Source organism: Chitinibacter sp. ZOR0017, from assembly GCF_000799095.1.
GTDB classification, from domain to species: domain Bacteria; phylum Pseudomonadota; class Gammaproteobacteria; order Burkholderiales; family Chitinibacteraceae; genus Chitinibacter; species Chitinibacter tainanensis.
Map to the genome: position 1 here is coordinate 81,633 of NZ_JTLG01000045.1, position 13,729 is coordinate 95,361.

General features: G+C 59.6%; 15 protein-coding genes, 1 tRNA gene and 1 other RNA gene. 11 read left to right on the forward strand and 6 right to left on the reverse strand.

What is annotated here, in order from left to right; translation table 11 throughout:
- Positions 1–159: 159 nt before the first annotated feature.
- From L991_RS14800 to L991_RS14810, 3 genes are all read left to right on the forward strand, one after another.
- Positions 160–753, forward strand: a complete 594-nt coding sequence (locus L991_RS14800) for a histidine phosphatase family protein (RefSeq protein ID WP_047396818.1) — start codon at positions 160–162, stop codon at positions 751–753.
- A 166-nt stretch (positions 754–919) separates the two neighbouring features.
- The gene (locus tag L991_RS14805) at positions 920–1,696 is read left to right on the forward strand and encodes an ABC transporter substrate-binding protein (protein WP_197053910.1); all 777 of its coding nucleotides are present in this window, start codon (positions 920–922) and stop codon (positions 1,694–1,696) included.
- A 100-nt stretch (positions 1,697–1,796) separates the two neighbouring features.
- Entirely contained in the window at positions 1,797–3,434 is a 1,638-nt protein-coding gene (locus L991_RS14810) for a methyl-accepting chemotaxis protein (protein WP_047396820.1), read from the forward strand.
- Between the two features lie 139 nt (positions 3,435–3,573).
- Here the strand turns inward: L991_RS14810 and L991_RS14815 are convergent, their stop codons facing one another.
- The 3 genes from L991_RS14815 to L991_RS14825 all read right to left on the reverse strand — a co-directional run bounded on the left by L991_RS14815 (position 3,574) and on the right by L991_RS14825 (position 6,293).
- Entirely contained in the window at positions 3,574–4,716 is a 1,143-nt protein-coding gene (locus L991_RS14815; protein ID WP_156129100.1) for an alanine--glyoxylate aminotransferase family protein, read from the reverse strand.
- Between the two features lie 147 nt (positions 4,717–4,863).
- Positions 4,864–5,379 carry a DUF4188 domain-containing protein gene (locus L991_RS14820; RefSeq protein WP_047396821.1) on the reverse strand — a complete coding sequence of 172 codons (516 nt, stop codon included), beginning with the start codon at positions 5,377–5,379 and terminating at the stop codon, positions 4,864–4,866.
- Positions 5,380–5,516: 137 nt separating this feature from the next.
- Positions 5,517–6,293 (reverse strand): sporulation protein, encoded by a 777-nt coding sequence (locus tag L991_RS14825; protein WP_047396822.1) that lies wholly within the window; start codon positions 6,291–6,293, stop codon positions 5,517–5,519.
- 259 nt (positions 6,294–6,552) lie between these two features.
- Between L991_RS14825 and L991_RS14830 the strand changes: the two genes are divergently transcribed.
- From L991_RS14830 to L991_RS14850, 5 genes are all read left to right on the forward strand, one after another.
- The gene (locus L991_RS14830) at positions 6,553–6,798 is read left to right on the forward strand and encodes a sulfurtransferase TusA family protein (RefSeq protein ID WP_028450472.1); all 246 of its coding nucleotides are present in this window, start codon (positions 6,553–6,555) and stop codon (positions 6,796–6,798) included.
- An 80-nt stretch (positions 6,799–6,878) separates the two neighbouring features.
- A complete protein-coding gene (pyrC, locus tag L991_RS14835; protein ID WP_047396823.1) occupies positions 6,879–7,928 on the forward strand; it encodes a dihydroorotase in 1,050 nt (349 codons plus the stop codon).
- Positions 7,929–7,932: 4 nt separating this feature from the next.
- A complete protein-coding gene (locus tag L991_RS14840) occupies positions 7,933–8,355 on the forward strand; it encodes a GFA family protein (RefSeq protein ID WP_047396824.1) in 423 nt (140 codons plus the stop codon).
- Complete coding sequence (locus L991_RS14845; protein WP_047396825.1) at positions 8,346–8,837, forward strand: hypothetical protein; 492 nt, start codon at positions 8,346–8,348, stop codon at positions 8,835–8,837. The genes L991_RS14840 and L991_RS14845 overlap by 10 nt, the downstream gene beginning before the upstream one ends.
- A 114-nt stretch (positions 8,838–8,951) precedes the next feature.
- Positions 8,952–10,034 carry a phospholipase A gene (locus tag L991_RS14850; RefSeq protein WP_052190935.1) on the forward strand — a complete coding sequence of 361 codons (1,083 nt, stop codon included), beginning with the start codon at positions 8,952–8,954 and terminating at the stop codon, positions 10,032–10,034.
- Between the two features lie 34 nt (positions 10,035–10,068).
- Here the strand turns inward: L991_RS14850 and L991_RS14855 are convergent, their stop codons facing one another.
- Positions 10,069–10,407: a DUF2845 domain-containing protein gene (locus tag L991_RS14855; RefSeq protein ID WP_197053911.1), complete on the reverse strand. Its 339-nt coding sequence runs from the start codon at positions 10,405–10,407 to the stop codon at positions 10,069–10,071.
- A 136-nt stretch (positions 10,408–10,543) separates the two neighbouring features.
- Here L991_RS14855 and L991_RS16695 point away from each other — a divergent pair, with 136 nt between their 5' ends.
- Both L991_RS16695 and rnpB read left to right on the forward strand, forming a co-directional pair.
- The gene (locus L991_RS16695) at positions 10,544–11,677 is read left to right on the forward strand and encodes a GGDEF domain-containing protein (RefSeq protein ID WP_052190937.1); all 1,134 of its coding nucleotides are present in this window, start codon (positions 10,544–10,546) and stop codon (positions 11,675–11,677) included.
- A gap of 49 nt (positions 11,678–11,726) precedes the next feature.
- Positions 11,727–12,094, forward strand: an RNA gene (rnpB, locus tag L991_RS16750) — RNase P RNA component class A.
- 76 nt (positions 12,095–12,170) lie between these two features.
- Here the strand turns inward: rnpB and L991_RS17390 are convergent.
- A complete protein-coding gene (locus tag L991_RS17390) occupies positions 12,171–12,329 on the reverse strand; it encodes a hypothetical protein (protein WP_156129101.1) in 159 nt (52 codons plus the stop codon).
- Between the two features lie 183 nt (positions 12,330–12,512).
- Positions 12,513–13,454 carry a hypothetical protein gene (locus tag L991_RS14865; RefSeq protein ID WP_052190939.1) on the reverse strand — a complete coding sequence of 314 codons (942 nt, stop codon included), beginning with the start codon at positions 13,452–13,454 and terminating at the stop codon, positions 12,513–12,515.
- 200 nt (positions 13,455–13,654) lie between these two features.
- On the opposite strand from L991_RS14865, the gene L991_RS14870 reads away from it, so the two are divergent.
- Positions 13,655–13,727: transfer RNA gene (locus L991_RS14870), tRNA-Phe, on the forward strand.
- The last annotated feature ends 2 nt before the right edge of the window (positions 13,728–13,729 follow it).

A 13,729-nucleotide genomic window follows, 5' to 3' on the forward strand; every position in this document is an offset into this window, starting at 1 on the left:
ACCACCTGTATTGCCCTACAGGCTTTTAATAACATTGCCTGTAGGACAATACCCTTGATCTCGCTCACTAGCCGGTAGAAATACCGGCCACCTTGCCATGGGCGATTCACGCCCAGCAGGCTACACTGGCGCTCTTGCCCACCTCGCCCCTGCGCCATCATGACTCGCACGATCTACCTGCTCCGCCACGGCCAAACCGAACTGAATGCACAGCGCCGCATGCAAGGCCATTGTGATTCCCCCCTAACGTCACTGGGCCAAGCTCAGGCTCGCGCCATGGGCCGCACCTTGCGCACCCTCATTACCGAACCCGCCAGCTGGCAGCTGGCCGTTAGCCCACTGGGCCGGGCACAACACACCGCACAATTAGTCTGCGCCGAGCTCGGTTTGCCGGCGGCGCATCCGCACACCGATGCGCGCCTCATTGAAGTAGGCTTTGGCGACTGGGAAATGCAGGCGGTCGAGCCGCTGCATGCGCAAAATCCCGAGCTGGCCCAGCGGCCCGATTGGCATTTCGCCGCCCCCAATGTGGAGCCCATGGCGGCCGTGCAAGCGCGGATTGCCGCGCTATTGGCCGACCCTGCCCTCCCCGCGCAACTGATTATCGTGGCGCATGGCTTGTTGGGGCGCTTTATCCGCGGCGCGTATGCGCAGCTGCCGCTGGATGAAATGCTGCAGCAGGAAATGCCGCAAGACGCTTTTTATCGCCTGCAGCATGGGCAGATCGAGCGCATTGCCTGCCTGGACCTGTAATTATCCACAACTTATCGACGGGCTGTGCACGGTTTTATCCACAGTCGCTGCACTGCAACATTACCAGCAGGTTACCGTAAGTCGCTTGCGGACCGGCAAGGCATCGGATACAAACAAATGAACGATGCCAACCCGGAGGTCTGTGATGCGAATAATGGCTAGATGTGTGTTGGCCCTCGCCCTAAGCCCGCTCTGGGCGCAAGCCGCCGGCTGCCAAAAGCCGCTGCGGATGGCGGTCGAGCAATGGCCGCCCTATGTGTATAGCGATGCGCAAGGCAAACCGCGCGGCGTGGATATCGAGATTTTGCAGGCGATCTTTGCCGAAGCCGGCTGTAGCCTGCAGATTGGCCCCGAATTACCACGCAAGCGCCGGCAGGCGATGTTTATCGAAGGTAAAATCGACCTGATGCTGGCCGCCAGCATCACCCCCGAGCGCCAGCAATTTAGCTGGTTTACCGCGCCCTACCGCGATGAATCGGTCAGCCTCTTTAGCAAACCCGAACAAGCAGCCCAATACACCCAGCTCGAAGGTTTTGGCAGTATTTTGCAGCAGCGCATCGCCCTATTGGCCCCGAATGCCGGCTGGTATGGCGAAGACTACAAAAAACACTATTTCTGGCTCAATGAAGCGCGGCTGCTCTCGCCGTTTGAAACCTTTAATCAGGGCGTACGCATGCTGGCGGCCGGTCGCGCGCCTTTATTGCTGGGCGACACCGGCGCCGTACATTTTGAAGCCGGCCAGCAACAAATCAGCGTCTATCAGCTACCCCTGCTGGTAATGAGCGAACCGGTGCACTTTATGCTCAGCAAAAAAAGCGTAAGCCAAGCCGATAGCGAAAAACTCAATGCCGCCCTGCTGCGATTAGAAAAACGCGGCGTACTGAAGAAAATCCGCAGCCAGTATGGTTTAAGTCTGAACGCCGCGGCCCCAGCCAGCCGCTAGGCTGTTTCCTGGCGTGACAGCCTCAACCGTATGCATTGCGCATACTTTCATCGATTGATATTCTGAGTTCAAACTATAGAAAGATCACTCGGAGTATCCCATGCGCCTGTTGCAGCGTTTATCCCTGTTTACCCGTATTTTATTGTGGCTACTGGCCGTACAGCTTTTAGCCATCGTGGTGTTTAGTATCAGCAGCTATCTGGGTAAAGCCGAAGAAGTACGCCATAGCATGGATGCGCGCCTGACCGCCGCGGCCAATTCGGTGCCCTATATGCTGGCCGGCGATTATATCGGCCGCGCAACTCAAGCGGGCAGCATTGCTGACAGCGAATATCGCCAGCTGGTGCGCCGGCTGGGCGAATATTCGCGCCGCGTCGGTTTAGCTTACTGCTATGTACTGACGGTGCGGGATGGCAAGGTGTTTTACATTGGCGATGGCGCCCCCGAGGCCGAAATCGCCGCTGGCAAATACGCCAAGTACTTTGACCAATACGAAGATGCCGCCCCCGCCATCCTGCAAGCCTGGCAAAGTGGCCAAGCACAGTTCGCCGAATATAGCGACAAATACGGCACGTTCCGCTCCGTATTCCTACCGATGCAGCAAAATGGCCAGACCTACCTGATTGGGGTGGACGTCACGATGGCGCAAGTGGCCGAGGCCAAGCAGGCCGAGCTGCTGCGCATTATTCAGCTGGCGATCCTGTGTGTGCTGATTGGCAGTGTACTGGCGTATTTTGCCGCCCGGCAGATTGCGCATCGCCTGCAGCGCTCCGCACGCCGGATTGGCCAGATTGCCGCCCAGCGCGATTTGCGGCAAACCCTGCACGAACAAGGCGGCGACGAAATCGCCGCGATGATGAGCCAGCTGAATCAATTGCTGCAGCTCTTACGCGAGACCTTGGCCAAGGCCGGCCACAGCGCGGCCAGCAATGCCGGCGCCGTGCGCCAATTTCATACCTTAACCGAGCAAATGAACAAAAACCTGCTGCACACCACGCAAAACATGCAGGCGCTCAACCAAGATGTGCAAGCCATCGATCACAGCGCGCAACATTCAGCCACGCTGGCCGCCGCCACGCGCGATCGGGTTAATCAGGCCAGCAGCCAGCTGCAGCAAGCCGGCGCAAGCTTCGGGGCCATGCTCAGCGCCGTGAATGACAATGCCGGCTCGACCGAATCCTTGGCCCATGAGCTGGATCAGCTGGCCCGCTCCACTGGCGACATTACCCGGGTTTTGGATGCGATTGGCGCGATTTCGGATCAGATTAACCTGTTGGCACTGAATGCCGCGATTGAAGCAGCGCGAGCCGGTGAAGCCGGGCGCGGCTTTGCGGTCGTGGCCGATGAAGTGCGCAAGCTGGCCGGGCAAACGCAGCTTTCGCTGCAAGATTCGCGCAGCGCCATCGCCAAGGTGGTGGACGGCATCACCATCACCGCCACCGACATGAGCGATATGTCGGAACGCGCACGCCAGCTGGTGCAAACCGCCGATCAGGCCGTGAGCCATATCCACGAGCTAGTTACCATGCTGCACCAAACCGCCACCGAAGCCAGCGAAGCCGTGAGCGAGGCCGAGCGCATCGAGCAGGCCGTGCACCACATCGCCACCGAGGCCAGCGAGGCGGATCAACAACTGCAAACCACCGCGGGCCACTCGCGGCAGATTCAGGAGATCGCCCGCCAGATTGGCGAGGCCGCCAGCGAGCTGCAGCGCGAATTGCAGCAATTCCAGACCTAAGCATGAACAGGTTGGCGCGGCGGCCCTGCGTGCCGTCGTGCCGCTGTGGCCTGTGGCCTGTGGCGACAGGGGCAATACCTAGCCAGGTATTGCCCGCCAAGTCATACTAAAGATAGCTCAGCGGAAAATACCCCAAGCATCAACGCCGCAGCACCTCGGCCAGCGCCTGCAGCAGCAGCGCGACATTTTCGCGCCGCGCGCCATACCCCATCAGCCCAATCCGCCAGGCTTTGCCCGCCAGCGCGCCCAACCCTGCGCCGATTTCCAGGTTGTAATCGTTCAAAAGCGCAGTGCGCACCGCCGCATCATCCACCCCAGCCGGAATGCGCACGGCATTCAATTGCGGCAGGCGGGCGGATTCTTCCACCAGAAACTCGATGCCCAGTTCGGTCAGGCCGGCCAGCAGTAGCTGATGCTGCTGGGCATGCCGCGCCCAAGCGTGCTCCAAACCTTCGGCCGCCAGCAGGCGCAGGCTTTCGTGCAGTGCATACAGCGCATTCACCGGCGCAGTGTGGTGATAGCTGCGTTTGCTGCCATTGGCATTGCCCCAATAGCCCATCACCAGGGTTTGATCGAGAAACCAGCTTTGCACCGGTGTTTTGCGGGCTTTGAGTTTTTCCACCGCCGCCGGTGAGAATGACAAGGGCGCCAAGCCGGGCACACAAGATAGGCATTTCTGGCTTCCGGAATACACGGCATCAATGCCCCAATCATCCACCCGCAGCTCGATCCCGCCCAGCGCCGTCACGGCATCGACGATGCTGAGGCAACCATATTGCTTGGCCAGTGCGCACAGCGCTTGGGCATCTGAGCGCACGCCAGTGGAAGTTTCGGCATGCACAAAAGCCAGAAAGCGCGCTTGCGGATGCGCTTGTAGCGCCGCTTCTACCGCCTGTGGGTCAACTGGCTTGCCCCATTCGGCATCAACCATCACGGCATGGGCGCCCACTCGCTCCACGTTTTGCCGCATGCGCTCGCCAAACACGCCATTGCGACAGACGATAACGGTTTCGCCGGCCTCAACCAAATTCACAAAGCAGGCCTCCATCCCGGCCGAACCAGGGGCCGACACCGCCAGCGTCATTTCATTGCGGGTCTGAAAGGCGTATTGCAGTAGCGCCTTCACCTCATCCATCATGCCGACAAACAGCGGATCGAGATGGCCGAGCGTGGGCTTGGCTTGCGCCGCCAGCACCGATGGATACACATCCGATGGGCCGGGGCCTAGCAGCGTGCGGCGCGGGGGCTGAAACGGGGCAACTTGGGGCGGGACAAGCAGCATGGCAGGCTCCTGAGCGAAGTAGGCAACAGGCTGATTATGGCGCGCAGGCTGGCGCACGTCACCGGGTTTTTGCTGCAAGTGCACAATAATCGCAGTGCGCATCAAGCCCAGCGGGGCAACACCACGCGCGGCGCTGCGCCGGCCCCGCTAGGGCTGATCGCGGTACAGCTCGTCTTCCGCCACCGGGTTTGGGGTATTGCCATCAGCGCCTTTTTGCATGCGACTTCTGGCGCTATACATCTTGCCGCGTGCTACACATTGCGGTGCAAAAGTGAGAAAGCCGATGTCGGTCGGCAGATCGTCATACACCGCCTCCATCCCGCCTTGCATGCAATAGGTTTCATGCCAGAAACCGGTGCCGCCGCTGTGACGCATAAACTGCTGCCACCATTGGCGGTGCGGCTCGGAACGCGCCCAGCGCTCCAGCGACTCGAAATCGCGCCAGTATTGCCGCATGCCAACATGGGGTGGAAATAAGGAAAACAGCAGGTTTTCATGCCGCAGCAGGCCATCGGGCTGCTGCTCAACCGCTTGAGCAATTTTGGGCCCCAGGCCCAGCAGGGTTTTGAGGCCGGTCCAGGCGTTGACCCGTAAGCCGAGGTAAATTACCACCAGATCGGGGTAGGCCGATAAATCCACGGTACGACGATGTACTTTGCTCATGATTCGCTCAGCGGCAAACAGACCGCCTTAGCTTAAACCAGAAGCAGGGCCGCGGCTGCCGCCGCTCGCCCCGCGTGGCGCGGCCGCCGCAGTAGGCGGTGGTTTAGCTGGCTAGCCCACCGCCCCAGCACCACCGTTTAGCCAATCAGCTGGCGTAGCTGGGTGGCCCAATCCACGCGCTGCCAATCCGGGCCCATCCACAGGGCGCGGTAGCTATCGCCACGGAAACGGCGATCCACCTCCACCAGCACATGCACGCCTTCCGGGCGCGGGATGCAGGTGACCTCGACTTCCTGTACGCCGGTGAGGCCGCCAAAGCCGCCCTGCGTCGGGCGGAATTCGAATTCCTGATAACAGCCCAGCGAGCTGTAAATATCATTGACGCGCACGGTGCCGATTTCGACATCGGTGCTGGCGTGCATATAGCCCAGCTGGCCCAGCGCAGCGATCAGTGCCTGCATTTGTGGCAGCGGCCGGACATCGAGAAAATCACGGTCTTTGGCATCGATCGCCGCGGCAATCGCCAGATCGGTATGCACCCACACCGCCGCACGGATATGCGGGTAATACGGCGCACCCGGTGTGGTTAGCGCGGTGGCATTGTTCACCGGCAATTCAAGCGGTAACTGGAAAGAAAATGGCAGGCGTTGCTCTTGCCCGGCCTGGATTTGCAGGGCGCCACTGGCACGAAAACGCCCCAATGCATGGGCGACGCGGATGTCATCTTCGCCGGCTTCCTGCTCGGCTTCGGTCATCAGCACCAGATCTACGTATTCGATGGTTTGCTCAACGCTACCGCCTTTGATACACACCACCCCGCTCAGCGTACCGCCGGGCACCACTTGCGGATTATCCAGCACCGTATCCACCGTAGCGCCACCCACGCCCACCGCCGCAAACAGTTTCTTAAACATCGTTTCTCTCTAATTATCCGTGCAGCATATGCTGCGCTGGTTCTGATTGGTGGGCCGATAAAAAGTTTCACGCGGCAGTGAACAAAAAGATGGCTTGAGTATCTGGTGGGGTATATCGCTCAACACAAGCATTTACAATGATGATGTGGCAATACCCCAGATTAAAGATCATTCCACCATCGCCATACCCTGCACGAGCCACTGCAGCCGTTGACAGCCTTGGTACAATGACTTTTTTGCCTGCTGTCCGAGTCCTGCCATGAGTAGCCGCCCCGAACCGAACCTCAGTGCCGATTTATCCGGGCTTAATTGCCCGCTGCCGATTTTGCGCACCAAAAAAGCCCTGGCTGCGCTCGAAGGTGGCCAGCTGCTGCAAGTGACCTGCACTGATCCGGCCACGCCAACCGACTTTGCCGCCTTTTGCAAACAAACCGGCCATACGCTGGTCGAGCACTGGCAAGCTGAGGGCAAGTTTCTGTTTCTGATTCAAAAGCGCAGCGCCTAAGCCCCATACCCAAGCATGTATCGGGCGATAGGCCATAGCCAAATTAAGCCACACGGATATACCCCACAAGGATTGCCAATATGACTACCACCTTGACCATTACCCGCCCCGATGACTGGCACCTGCATTTGCGCGATGGCGCGGGCCTTGCCAGCGTGCTGCCGCATACGGCGCGTGAATTTGGCCGCGCGATTGTGATGCCCAATCTGAAGCCGCCGGTCACCAATGTGCAGCTGGCTGGGGAATACCGTGAGCGCATTCTGGCCGCCCGCCCGGCCGGCAGCGCATTCCAGCCGCTGATGACGCTCTACCTCACTGATAACACCACCCCGGCCGACATCGTGGCCGCCAAGGCCAGTGGCTTTGTGCATGGGGTGAAGCTGTATCCGGCTGGCGCCACCACCAATTCGGACGCAGGCTGTACCGATGTCAATAAAGTGCTGCCCACCATCGAAAAAATGGCCGAAGTGGGCCTGCCGTTTCTGGTGCATGGCGAAGTGGTGGATGCCGAGATCGATATTTTCGATCGTGAAGCGGTGTTTATCGACCGCATCATGAAACCGCTGCTTGAGCGTTTCCCAACGCTGCGCGTAGTGTTTGAACACATCACCACCAAAGACGCCGCTGAATTTGTCGCCAGCGCCGGCCCCAATGTGGCCGCCACCGTCACCGCTCATCATCTGTTGATGAACCGCAACGCCATGCTGGTCGGCGGCATTCGCCCGCATCTGTATTGCCTGCCCGTGCTGAAGCGCGAATTGCATCGCCAGGCGCTGGTGCGCGCCGTCACCGCTCATGATGAGCATGTGCGCCGCAAATTCTTCCTGGGCACCGATAGCGCCCCCCACGCCAAAGGCGCCAAAGAAAGCAGCTGCGGCTGCGCCGGCATGTATACCGCCCATGCGGCCCTGCCACTGTATGCCGAAGTATTTGATGCCGCCGGCGCGCTGGATAAGCTGGAAGCCTTTGCCAGCCTGAATGGCCCGGCCTTCTACGGCCTGCCGACCAATCCGGATAAGGTGACGCTGGTGAAAGAAAGCTGGACCGTGCCCGCCGAATATCAGTTTGGCGATAGCGTGGTAGTGCCATTGCGCGCCGGTGAGAGCATCCACTGGAAACTGCAGGACTAAGGCGATGGACTGGCCTCACCGTGGTTCCTGTTTATGCGGCAGCGTGCGCTATGCGGCAGGCGAATTTGCCCCGCAAATGGCGCATTGCCATTGCAGCATGTGCCGTAAATTTCACGGTGCGGCTTTCGCCACCTTTGGCAGCACCCGCGCGTTTCGCTGGCTCAGTGGCGAAGCGCTGCTGGCCAGCTTTACCGCAGCCAATGGCACGGTGCGCCAGTTTTGCCAGCAGTGCGGCAGCAGCCTTACTTTTCAATCGCCCGCCACTCCGGCCGGGGTGGTCGAGATTGCCCTCGGCACGCTGGACACCCCACTGGCACAGCGCCCCGACGCCCACATCTGGGTAGGTAGCGGCGCCGATTGGTACTCCCCCACGGCTGAGCTACCCTGCCATCACGCCGGACGTTCTTCGGAGCTTGTATGCCCATAATTCGTAGCCCACGCCAGCACAGCTGGCTGCTCTGGGGGCTGGCGCTGCTGGCGCTAGCGGTCTGGGGCCGGCCTTTGATTCAATCCACCCAGTTTGAAAATCATTTCTTCGGGCTGTTTTATTATTCGATTTTGGCGGGGCTGGCGCTGTTTTGGGCGCTGCCGAGCGAGCAGCGCCTGATCGCGGGCCAGTTTCAGCGTCGCACCCTGCTGCTGGGTCTGCTGCCGATTCGCACCCTGAGCGCGCCAGTGAGCGCGTTTCGTGAGATCCGCCTCGAGCAAGATCCGAATCTCTTCCGCCGCGATACGGTATGGCTGATGATCTGCGGCGAGCCGGACAACCCAGAGCAGGTGGCCCGCTTTGCTTTTGCCCACTGGCCGGCCAGCGCGCGCAATATCGCGGCCGCGAGCAAGCTACAAGCCGAGCTGGCCGCAGCCACCGGGCTGAGCATTATGCGCGCAGAAGACGCCGCTGCCGAATAAGCACTCATCCACTGAAAGCGTTGTAAGCGCATCGCGCTACACCGCCAGAACAAGGGCCCAACAGGCCAGAATGCTATGATCGCGGCATGATCATTTCGCCTGCTGGCCTGTTCCATGTTCAAGCTCCGAACCCTTTCTTGGCTATTTCTTCTCAGCGGTGCCGCGCACGCGGCCGACCTCGCTAGTTGTCAAAGCATCGCCGATAATCACGCCCGCCTGGCCTGCTACGATCAGCTGGCCCGCAACGTGAGCCCCGTGGCCACGCCAGCTGAAACCGGCACCAACAGCGCCACAGTAGCCGCAGCGCCGACCGAACCGAGCACCCCAAGTACAACGAATACCATAAGCCCGGTCGCGGCCACCACACTGGCCAGTGGCGATGCGTTTTCACAGCGCTGGGAGCTCGATGCCGCCGATCAAAAAGGCGTTTTCACTATTCGCCCGCATCAGCCGGTGTATTTCCTGCCGCTCTCTTGGCGGGAAAACGTGAACACCCAGCCTTGCTCGCTCAACCCGCGCAATTGCGCCAAACGCTCGGCCGATAGCTTTAAAAATGTCGAAGCCAAATTCCAGCTCTCGTTCAAAACCAAATTCTGGGAAGACATGCTAGGCAGCCCGATTGATCTATGGGGCGCCTACACCCAGCAAAGCTATTGGCAGGTTTACGATCAGGAAACCTCGGCGCCATTCCGCGAAACCGATTACCAGCCGGAAATCTGGGCCACCCTGCCTCTGGCGTTGGGCCCCGACTGGCTGCGGCTACGCATGCTCAATCTTGGCCTGGTGCACCAATCCAATGGCCAAACCTTGCCGCTCTCCCGCTCGTGGAATCGCCTGTATGCCAGCGTAGGCCTGAGCTCGGGTGATTTGTCGGTGATTATCAAGCCATGGTGGCGACTCAAAGAAGACCCAGCCGATGATGACAACCCGGCCATCACCGACTACAGCGGCCGTATGGAAACCCTGTTGACCTATCCTTGGGGCAAACATCAGTTTGCGCTCACCTGGCGCAATAATCTGAAATTTAACAGCAGTGTGCCCAATCGCTCTTACTGGCTATTGGAATGGGCCTTCCCGCTCGCCGGCCAGCTGCATGGCTATGTGCAAGCCTTTGATGGCTATGGCGATTCACTGCAAAACTATAATTTCAAAAATCGCGGCGTCGCATTGGGTGTGTCGCTGGTGAACTGGCAATAAACCGCCGGCCACTCCTTCGCGCCTCGCGCGCTGACTAGTGGCCATAATCTAGCGGCTGAACGTCTTGCAGCGTGCCATTCACAAAGCGCAGCTGCATCATCAGCTTATCGCGGCCAAAGTTATACACCCACACGGTGACTTCGTTGCCGGGCTGGCTGCGATCGACTACCCATTCGCCCCAGCGATTGCGATAGCGGGCCGGCTCGATCAGCGTACTGATCTCGCTGGGCTCGCCGCATTTGCTGCGGATTGAGGCTTGGCTGTCTTCCACCGTGACCAGCCGATTGCCACAGCGCAAATTCGTATCAGCCCACGCGGCCTCCGTACCCAATAGCGCCAGTGCCACGGGTATTACCATCCATGCTTTATTCAAAATAATCTCCAAGGCAATACCTCGTACAGGTATCGCCATTCATACATCGTATCAGCACCCAGCCAGCCCGCGCAGCGCAAGGCCGCAGTCTGGCTGCTAGTATAGAAGCGCCACCCTGAATGGAGCGCGAACCACTGTGCAACTTGGCGATTTCGTTTATGCCCTTACCGTCGCCCTGATCGGCCTGGGCGGCTGGCTGTACGCCCGCCACGAATCCGTGCAGCAAGTGCGCCTGCAGCGCTACTGGCTGCTGGCTTGCCTGTGTATCGCGGGCGGGCTTTGCCTCGAAATCGCCGCCGAACACCTGCCCGCCTGGACTCTCGCGCTGGCCATCAGCCTGATTGCCGCTGGCAGCCTGCTGCAAAGCCATAGCTTGGGTTTGCTCCTCAACCCACCGCAAACCCTCTGCCGCTTTAACTGGAGTCTGCTGGGCGTTGCCAGCAGCGCCGAGCTCTTAGCCAGCTTTGGCCTACTGCCTGCGCGCTTGAGTATGCTGCTAACCGCGCTCACGCTAGCCACCTGCTTTTTGCTACTTAGCTGGCGCTTTTGGCAGCACGAGCAAGCCTTTGGCCGGCGCTGGCCGGGTATGTTGCCCCTATTGGGGCTACTGGCGGCCGGCTGTTTTCTATTTCGCGCCGGCCTTATCGCCCTGCTGAGCGACAGTTTTTCGCCGCTGCTGGAGCAGTTTTTATTTCTGATCGCCTCTACCTGCAACATCATGATGAGCCTGGGGCTTAATCTTTTGCTGCTACGGCAAACCAATCAGGCGCTTTCTCGCCTGGCGATTCAGGACGCGCTCACCGGCGCCCTGAATCGCCGCGGCCTATATGACGCCGTTGCAGCCTTGCCCGCCCCCACGCGCGAGCCCGTGAGCGTGGCACTGATCGATCTGGATTACTTTAAACAAATCAACGACCACTACGGCCATGCCGTCGGCGACGATATTCTGCGCCAGCTGGTGGGCCATTTGCAGCGCACGCTGCGCCCGCACGATCTGATCGCCCGCTATGGTGGCGAAGAGTTTTGCGTGCTGCTACCCGGGCTTGATCAAACCACCGCCAGCCGGCTGCTGGATGAAATCCGCGCCACGTTTGCCAGCCAAAGCTGGAGCGACACCGTGCCCGAGCTACGCTGCAGCTTCTCGGCCGGGGTGAGCGAGTGGCAAACCGAGCAAGACCCCGACAGCAATTTCGCCCTTGCTGATCAGCGGCTGTATCAGGCCAAAGCCGCTGGCCGCAATCAAATTCACCCGACCCCGCGCGGCCATTGATCATCCTTGGCTTGCGCCCCCGCCGGTGGACGGGGATAATCGCCCCCGCGAAGCGGGACAGATCATCGCTGCCGTGGCAACACGGGGGAGGAAAGTCCGGGCTCCATAGAGCAGAATGCCGGCTAACGGCCGGGCGGCGTGAGCCGACGGACAGTGCAACAGAGAGCTGAACCGCCGATGGCCCCGCAAGGGGATCAGGTAAGGGTGAAAAGGTGCGGTAAGAGCGCACCGCGGCGCTGGTAACAGTCGCTGGCAGGGTAAACCCCATTCGGAGCAAGACCAAGCAGTAGGCGTTGAGGTTGCTCGCTGAGTCTACGGGTAGGTTGCTGGAGCGCGGTAGTAATGCCGCGCCTAGAGGAATGATGATCACGGGTGGCAACACCCGGACAGAACCCGGCTTATCGGCCCGCTTCGCCCTTTCTAAGCCCCACTCAAATCGGCAACAAGCCACAATCGCCATTCACACCCGGCCTAGCGACGGTGAATCACCGCTTTACACATACTGCAGTTGCCGACGCTCCGCCTGAATAATCGAGAGATACACCAGCGTGGCGCTCAGGCCAAACTCACTTTTGGCTTCATTCACCGCTTGATTCAGATTCATGCCCTGCGCCATCCGCTGCTGAACAAATTGCTGTACTTGCTCATTCATTGCACTACTCCTGCCAACTGATCATGCAGAAATTGTGCCTGCACTGCCCATCGGCGCGCGTGGTAACAATACCCCGTTGGCATGTGCATAAATTACGTCAAGGCCTGTCAACCAGCGCCAAAGGCCGATGCAAAATAATCGCCCCTACAAATCAAACGACAGGTATAAGGCCGCAAGCTCTATCTACTGTGCCTTGCGCGTAAATACCCATACCCCCGCCTGTAATTCAGGCGGCACAATCAGCTGAGATAAAGCAGGCGCTTCGCTCCAATCAAACGCAGTTTGGGTTTCATAATCGGCCCAATTGCCAGTGATAAAGCGCGAATGGCTGCCGATCACAATATACGTCTGCACGCAGCGCTGCCGGAAAATCTGCCGCTCAAAGCCATTCCCAGCCGGCGGCCAGCTGCATATCACCACCTCCGGCTGATACCGCTGAATCGCCTCAATCGCCCCGAGGCGCTCTACTTCAGGCGGATAACTCACCACTTTTTCCCAGCTGTAATCATCGCTGCAACGCAGCGGCACGCCAGCCTCGCGTAAAAACCGGCTTAAAGTACCATCCCCGGCGGCGATTTCCAGCGCCGAGCGCCCCTGCAGCAACTCAGCCAGCGCGCTAATCAATTCCCGAGTGTAAAAACACCAGATCCCGCGCTTTTCCACCAGTGGCATTAGGTATTGCTTTTGCCAGATCAGCGGCCAAAGCCTGCGAAACCAGCGCAGCGACACGGGCTTGCGCACCAAATCATGCGCAAAGAGCAGCCGTTGCGCCAGCAGGCCATTCCATAAATTAAAACGCACCTTGCCGCTTTTCACGCCAGTGGCCAGCGAAAAGGCATACTGCCGCAAGGCGAGCTCAGCCAAACGCAAGCGCACTTGTTGCTCAACAAACAAGGCAAATGCGCGCCCATCACGTTCACCGGCCAGAAAACGGGCATCCGGCTGTGCTCGCTGCGCGGCTTTAGCCAGCAGGCGCTTGAGTTCAGCCGGATCACGGCGGGCAAACGTCTGCGCCAGCTCATCGCGCACCCCGGCCCACAAAGCGGGAAAAGCCGCGGCCAATTCGCTAAAACCCGGGTTTTGCTGCAACCAGGCCCATGTTTGTTCTGCACTTTGCTGCGCCATTTTGCTCCCCTCTGGCCAGCCACTACCGTAGCAAAGCCAAGCCCACCTGCGCAAACCATCCAGCGCCGGCCCCAACAAAGCGCAACGAGCGCCACATTTTTGCCACACATCGGCTCACCTGCGCCATTTTTCGCAATTAACCTTGACGCAAGCCAGTGAATACGCTTTAATTGCAACCCTTGTGAGCAGCAATGCACACTGGCCAATTAGCTCAGTTGGTAGAGCAGCGGATTGAAAATCCGCGTGTCCGTGGTTCGATTCCGCGATTGGCCACC

Coding starts and splice junctions, on each gene's coding strand:
- L991_RS14815 (WP_156129100.1), bottom strand. CDS start 4,716: ATGCTGCTTGTCCCGCCCCAAGTTGCCCCGTTTCAGCCCCCGCGCCGC.
- L991_RS14825 (WP_047396822.1), bottom strand. CDS start 6,293: ATGTTTAAGAAACTGTTTGCGGCGGTGGGCGTGGGTGGCGCTACGGTG.
- L991_RS14820 (WP_047396821.1), bottom strand. CDS start 5,379: ATGAGCAAAGTACATCGTCGTACCGTGGATTTATCGGCCTACCCCGAT.
- L991_RS14800 (WP_047396818.1), top strand. CDS start 160: ATGACTCGCACGATCTACCTGCTCCGCCACGGCCAAACCGAACTGAAT.
- L991_RS14810 (WP_047396820.1), top strand. CDS start 1,797: ATGCGCCTGTTGCAGCGTTTATCCCTGTTTACCCGTATTTTATTGTGG.
- L991_RS14845 (WP_047396825.1), top strand. CDS start 8,346: ATGCCCATAATTCGTAGCCCACGCCAGCACAGCTGGCTGCTCTGGGGG.
- L991_RS14865 (WP_052190939.1), bottom strand. CDS start 13,454: ATGGCGCAGCAAAGTGCAGAACAAACATGGGCCTGGTTGCAGCAAAAC.
- L991_RS17390 (WP_156129101.1), bottom strand. CDS start 12,329: ATGAATGAGCAAGTACAGCAATTTGTTCAGCAGCGGATGGCGCAGGGC.
- pyrC (WP_047396823.1), top strand. CDS start 6,879: ATGACTACCACCTTGACCATTACCCGCCCCGATGACTGGCACCTGCAT.
- L991_RS14850 (WP_052190935.1), top strand. CDS start 8,952: ATGTTCAAGCTCCGAACCCTTTCTTGGCTATTTCTTCTCAGCGGTGCC.
- L991_RS14830 (WP_028450472.1), top strand. CDS start 6,553: ATGAGTAGCCGCCCCGAACCGAACCTCAGTGCCGATTTATCCGGGCTT.
- L991_RS14840 (WP_047396824.1), top strand. CDS start 7,933: ATGGACTGGCCTCACCGTGGTTCCTGTTTATGCGGCAGCGTGCGCTAT.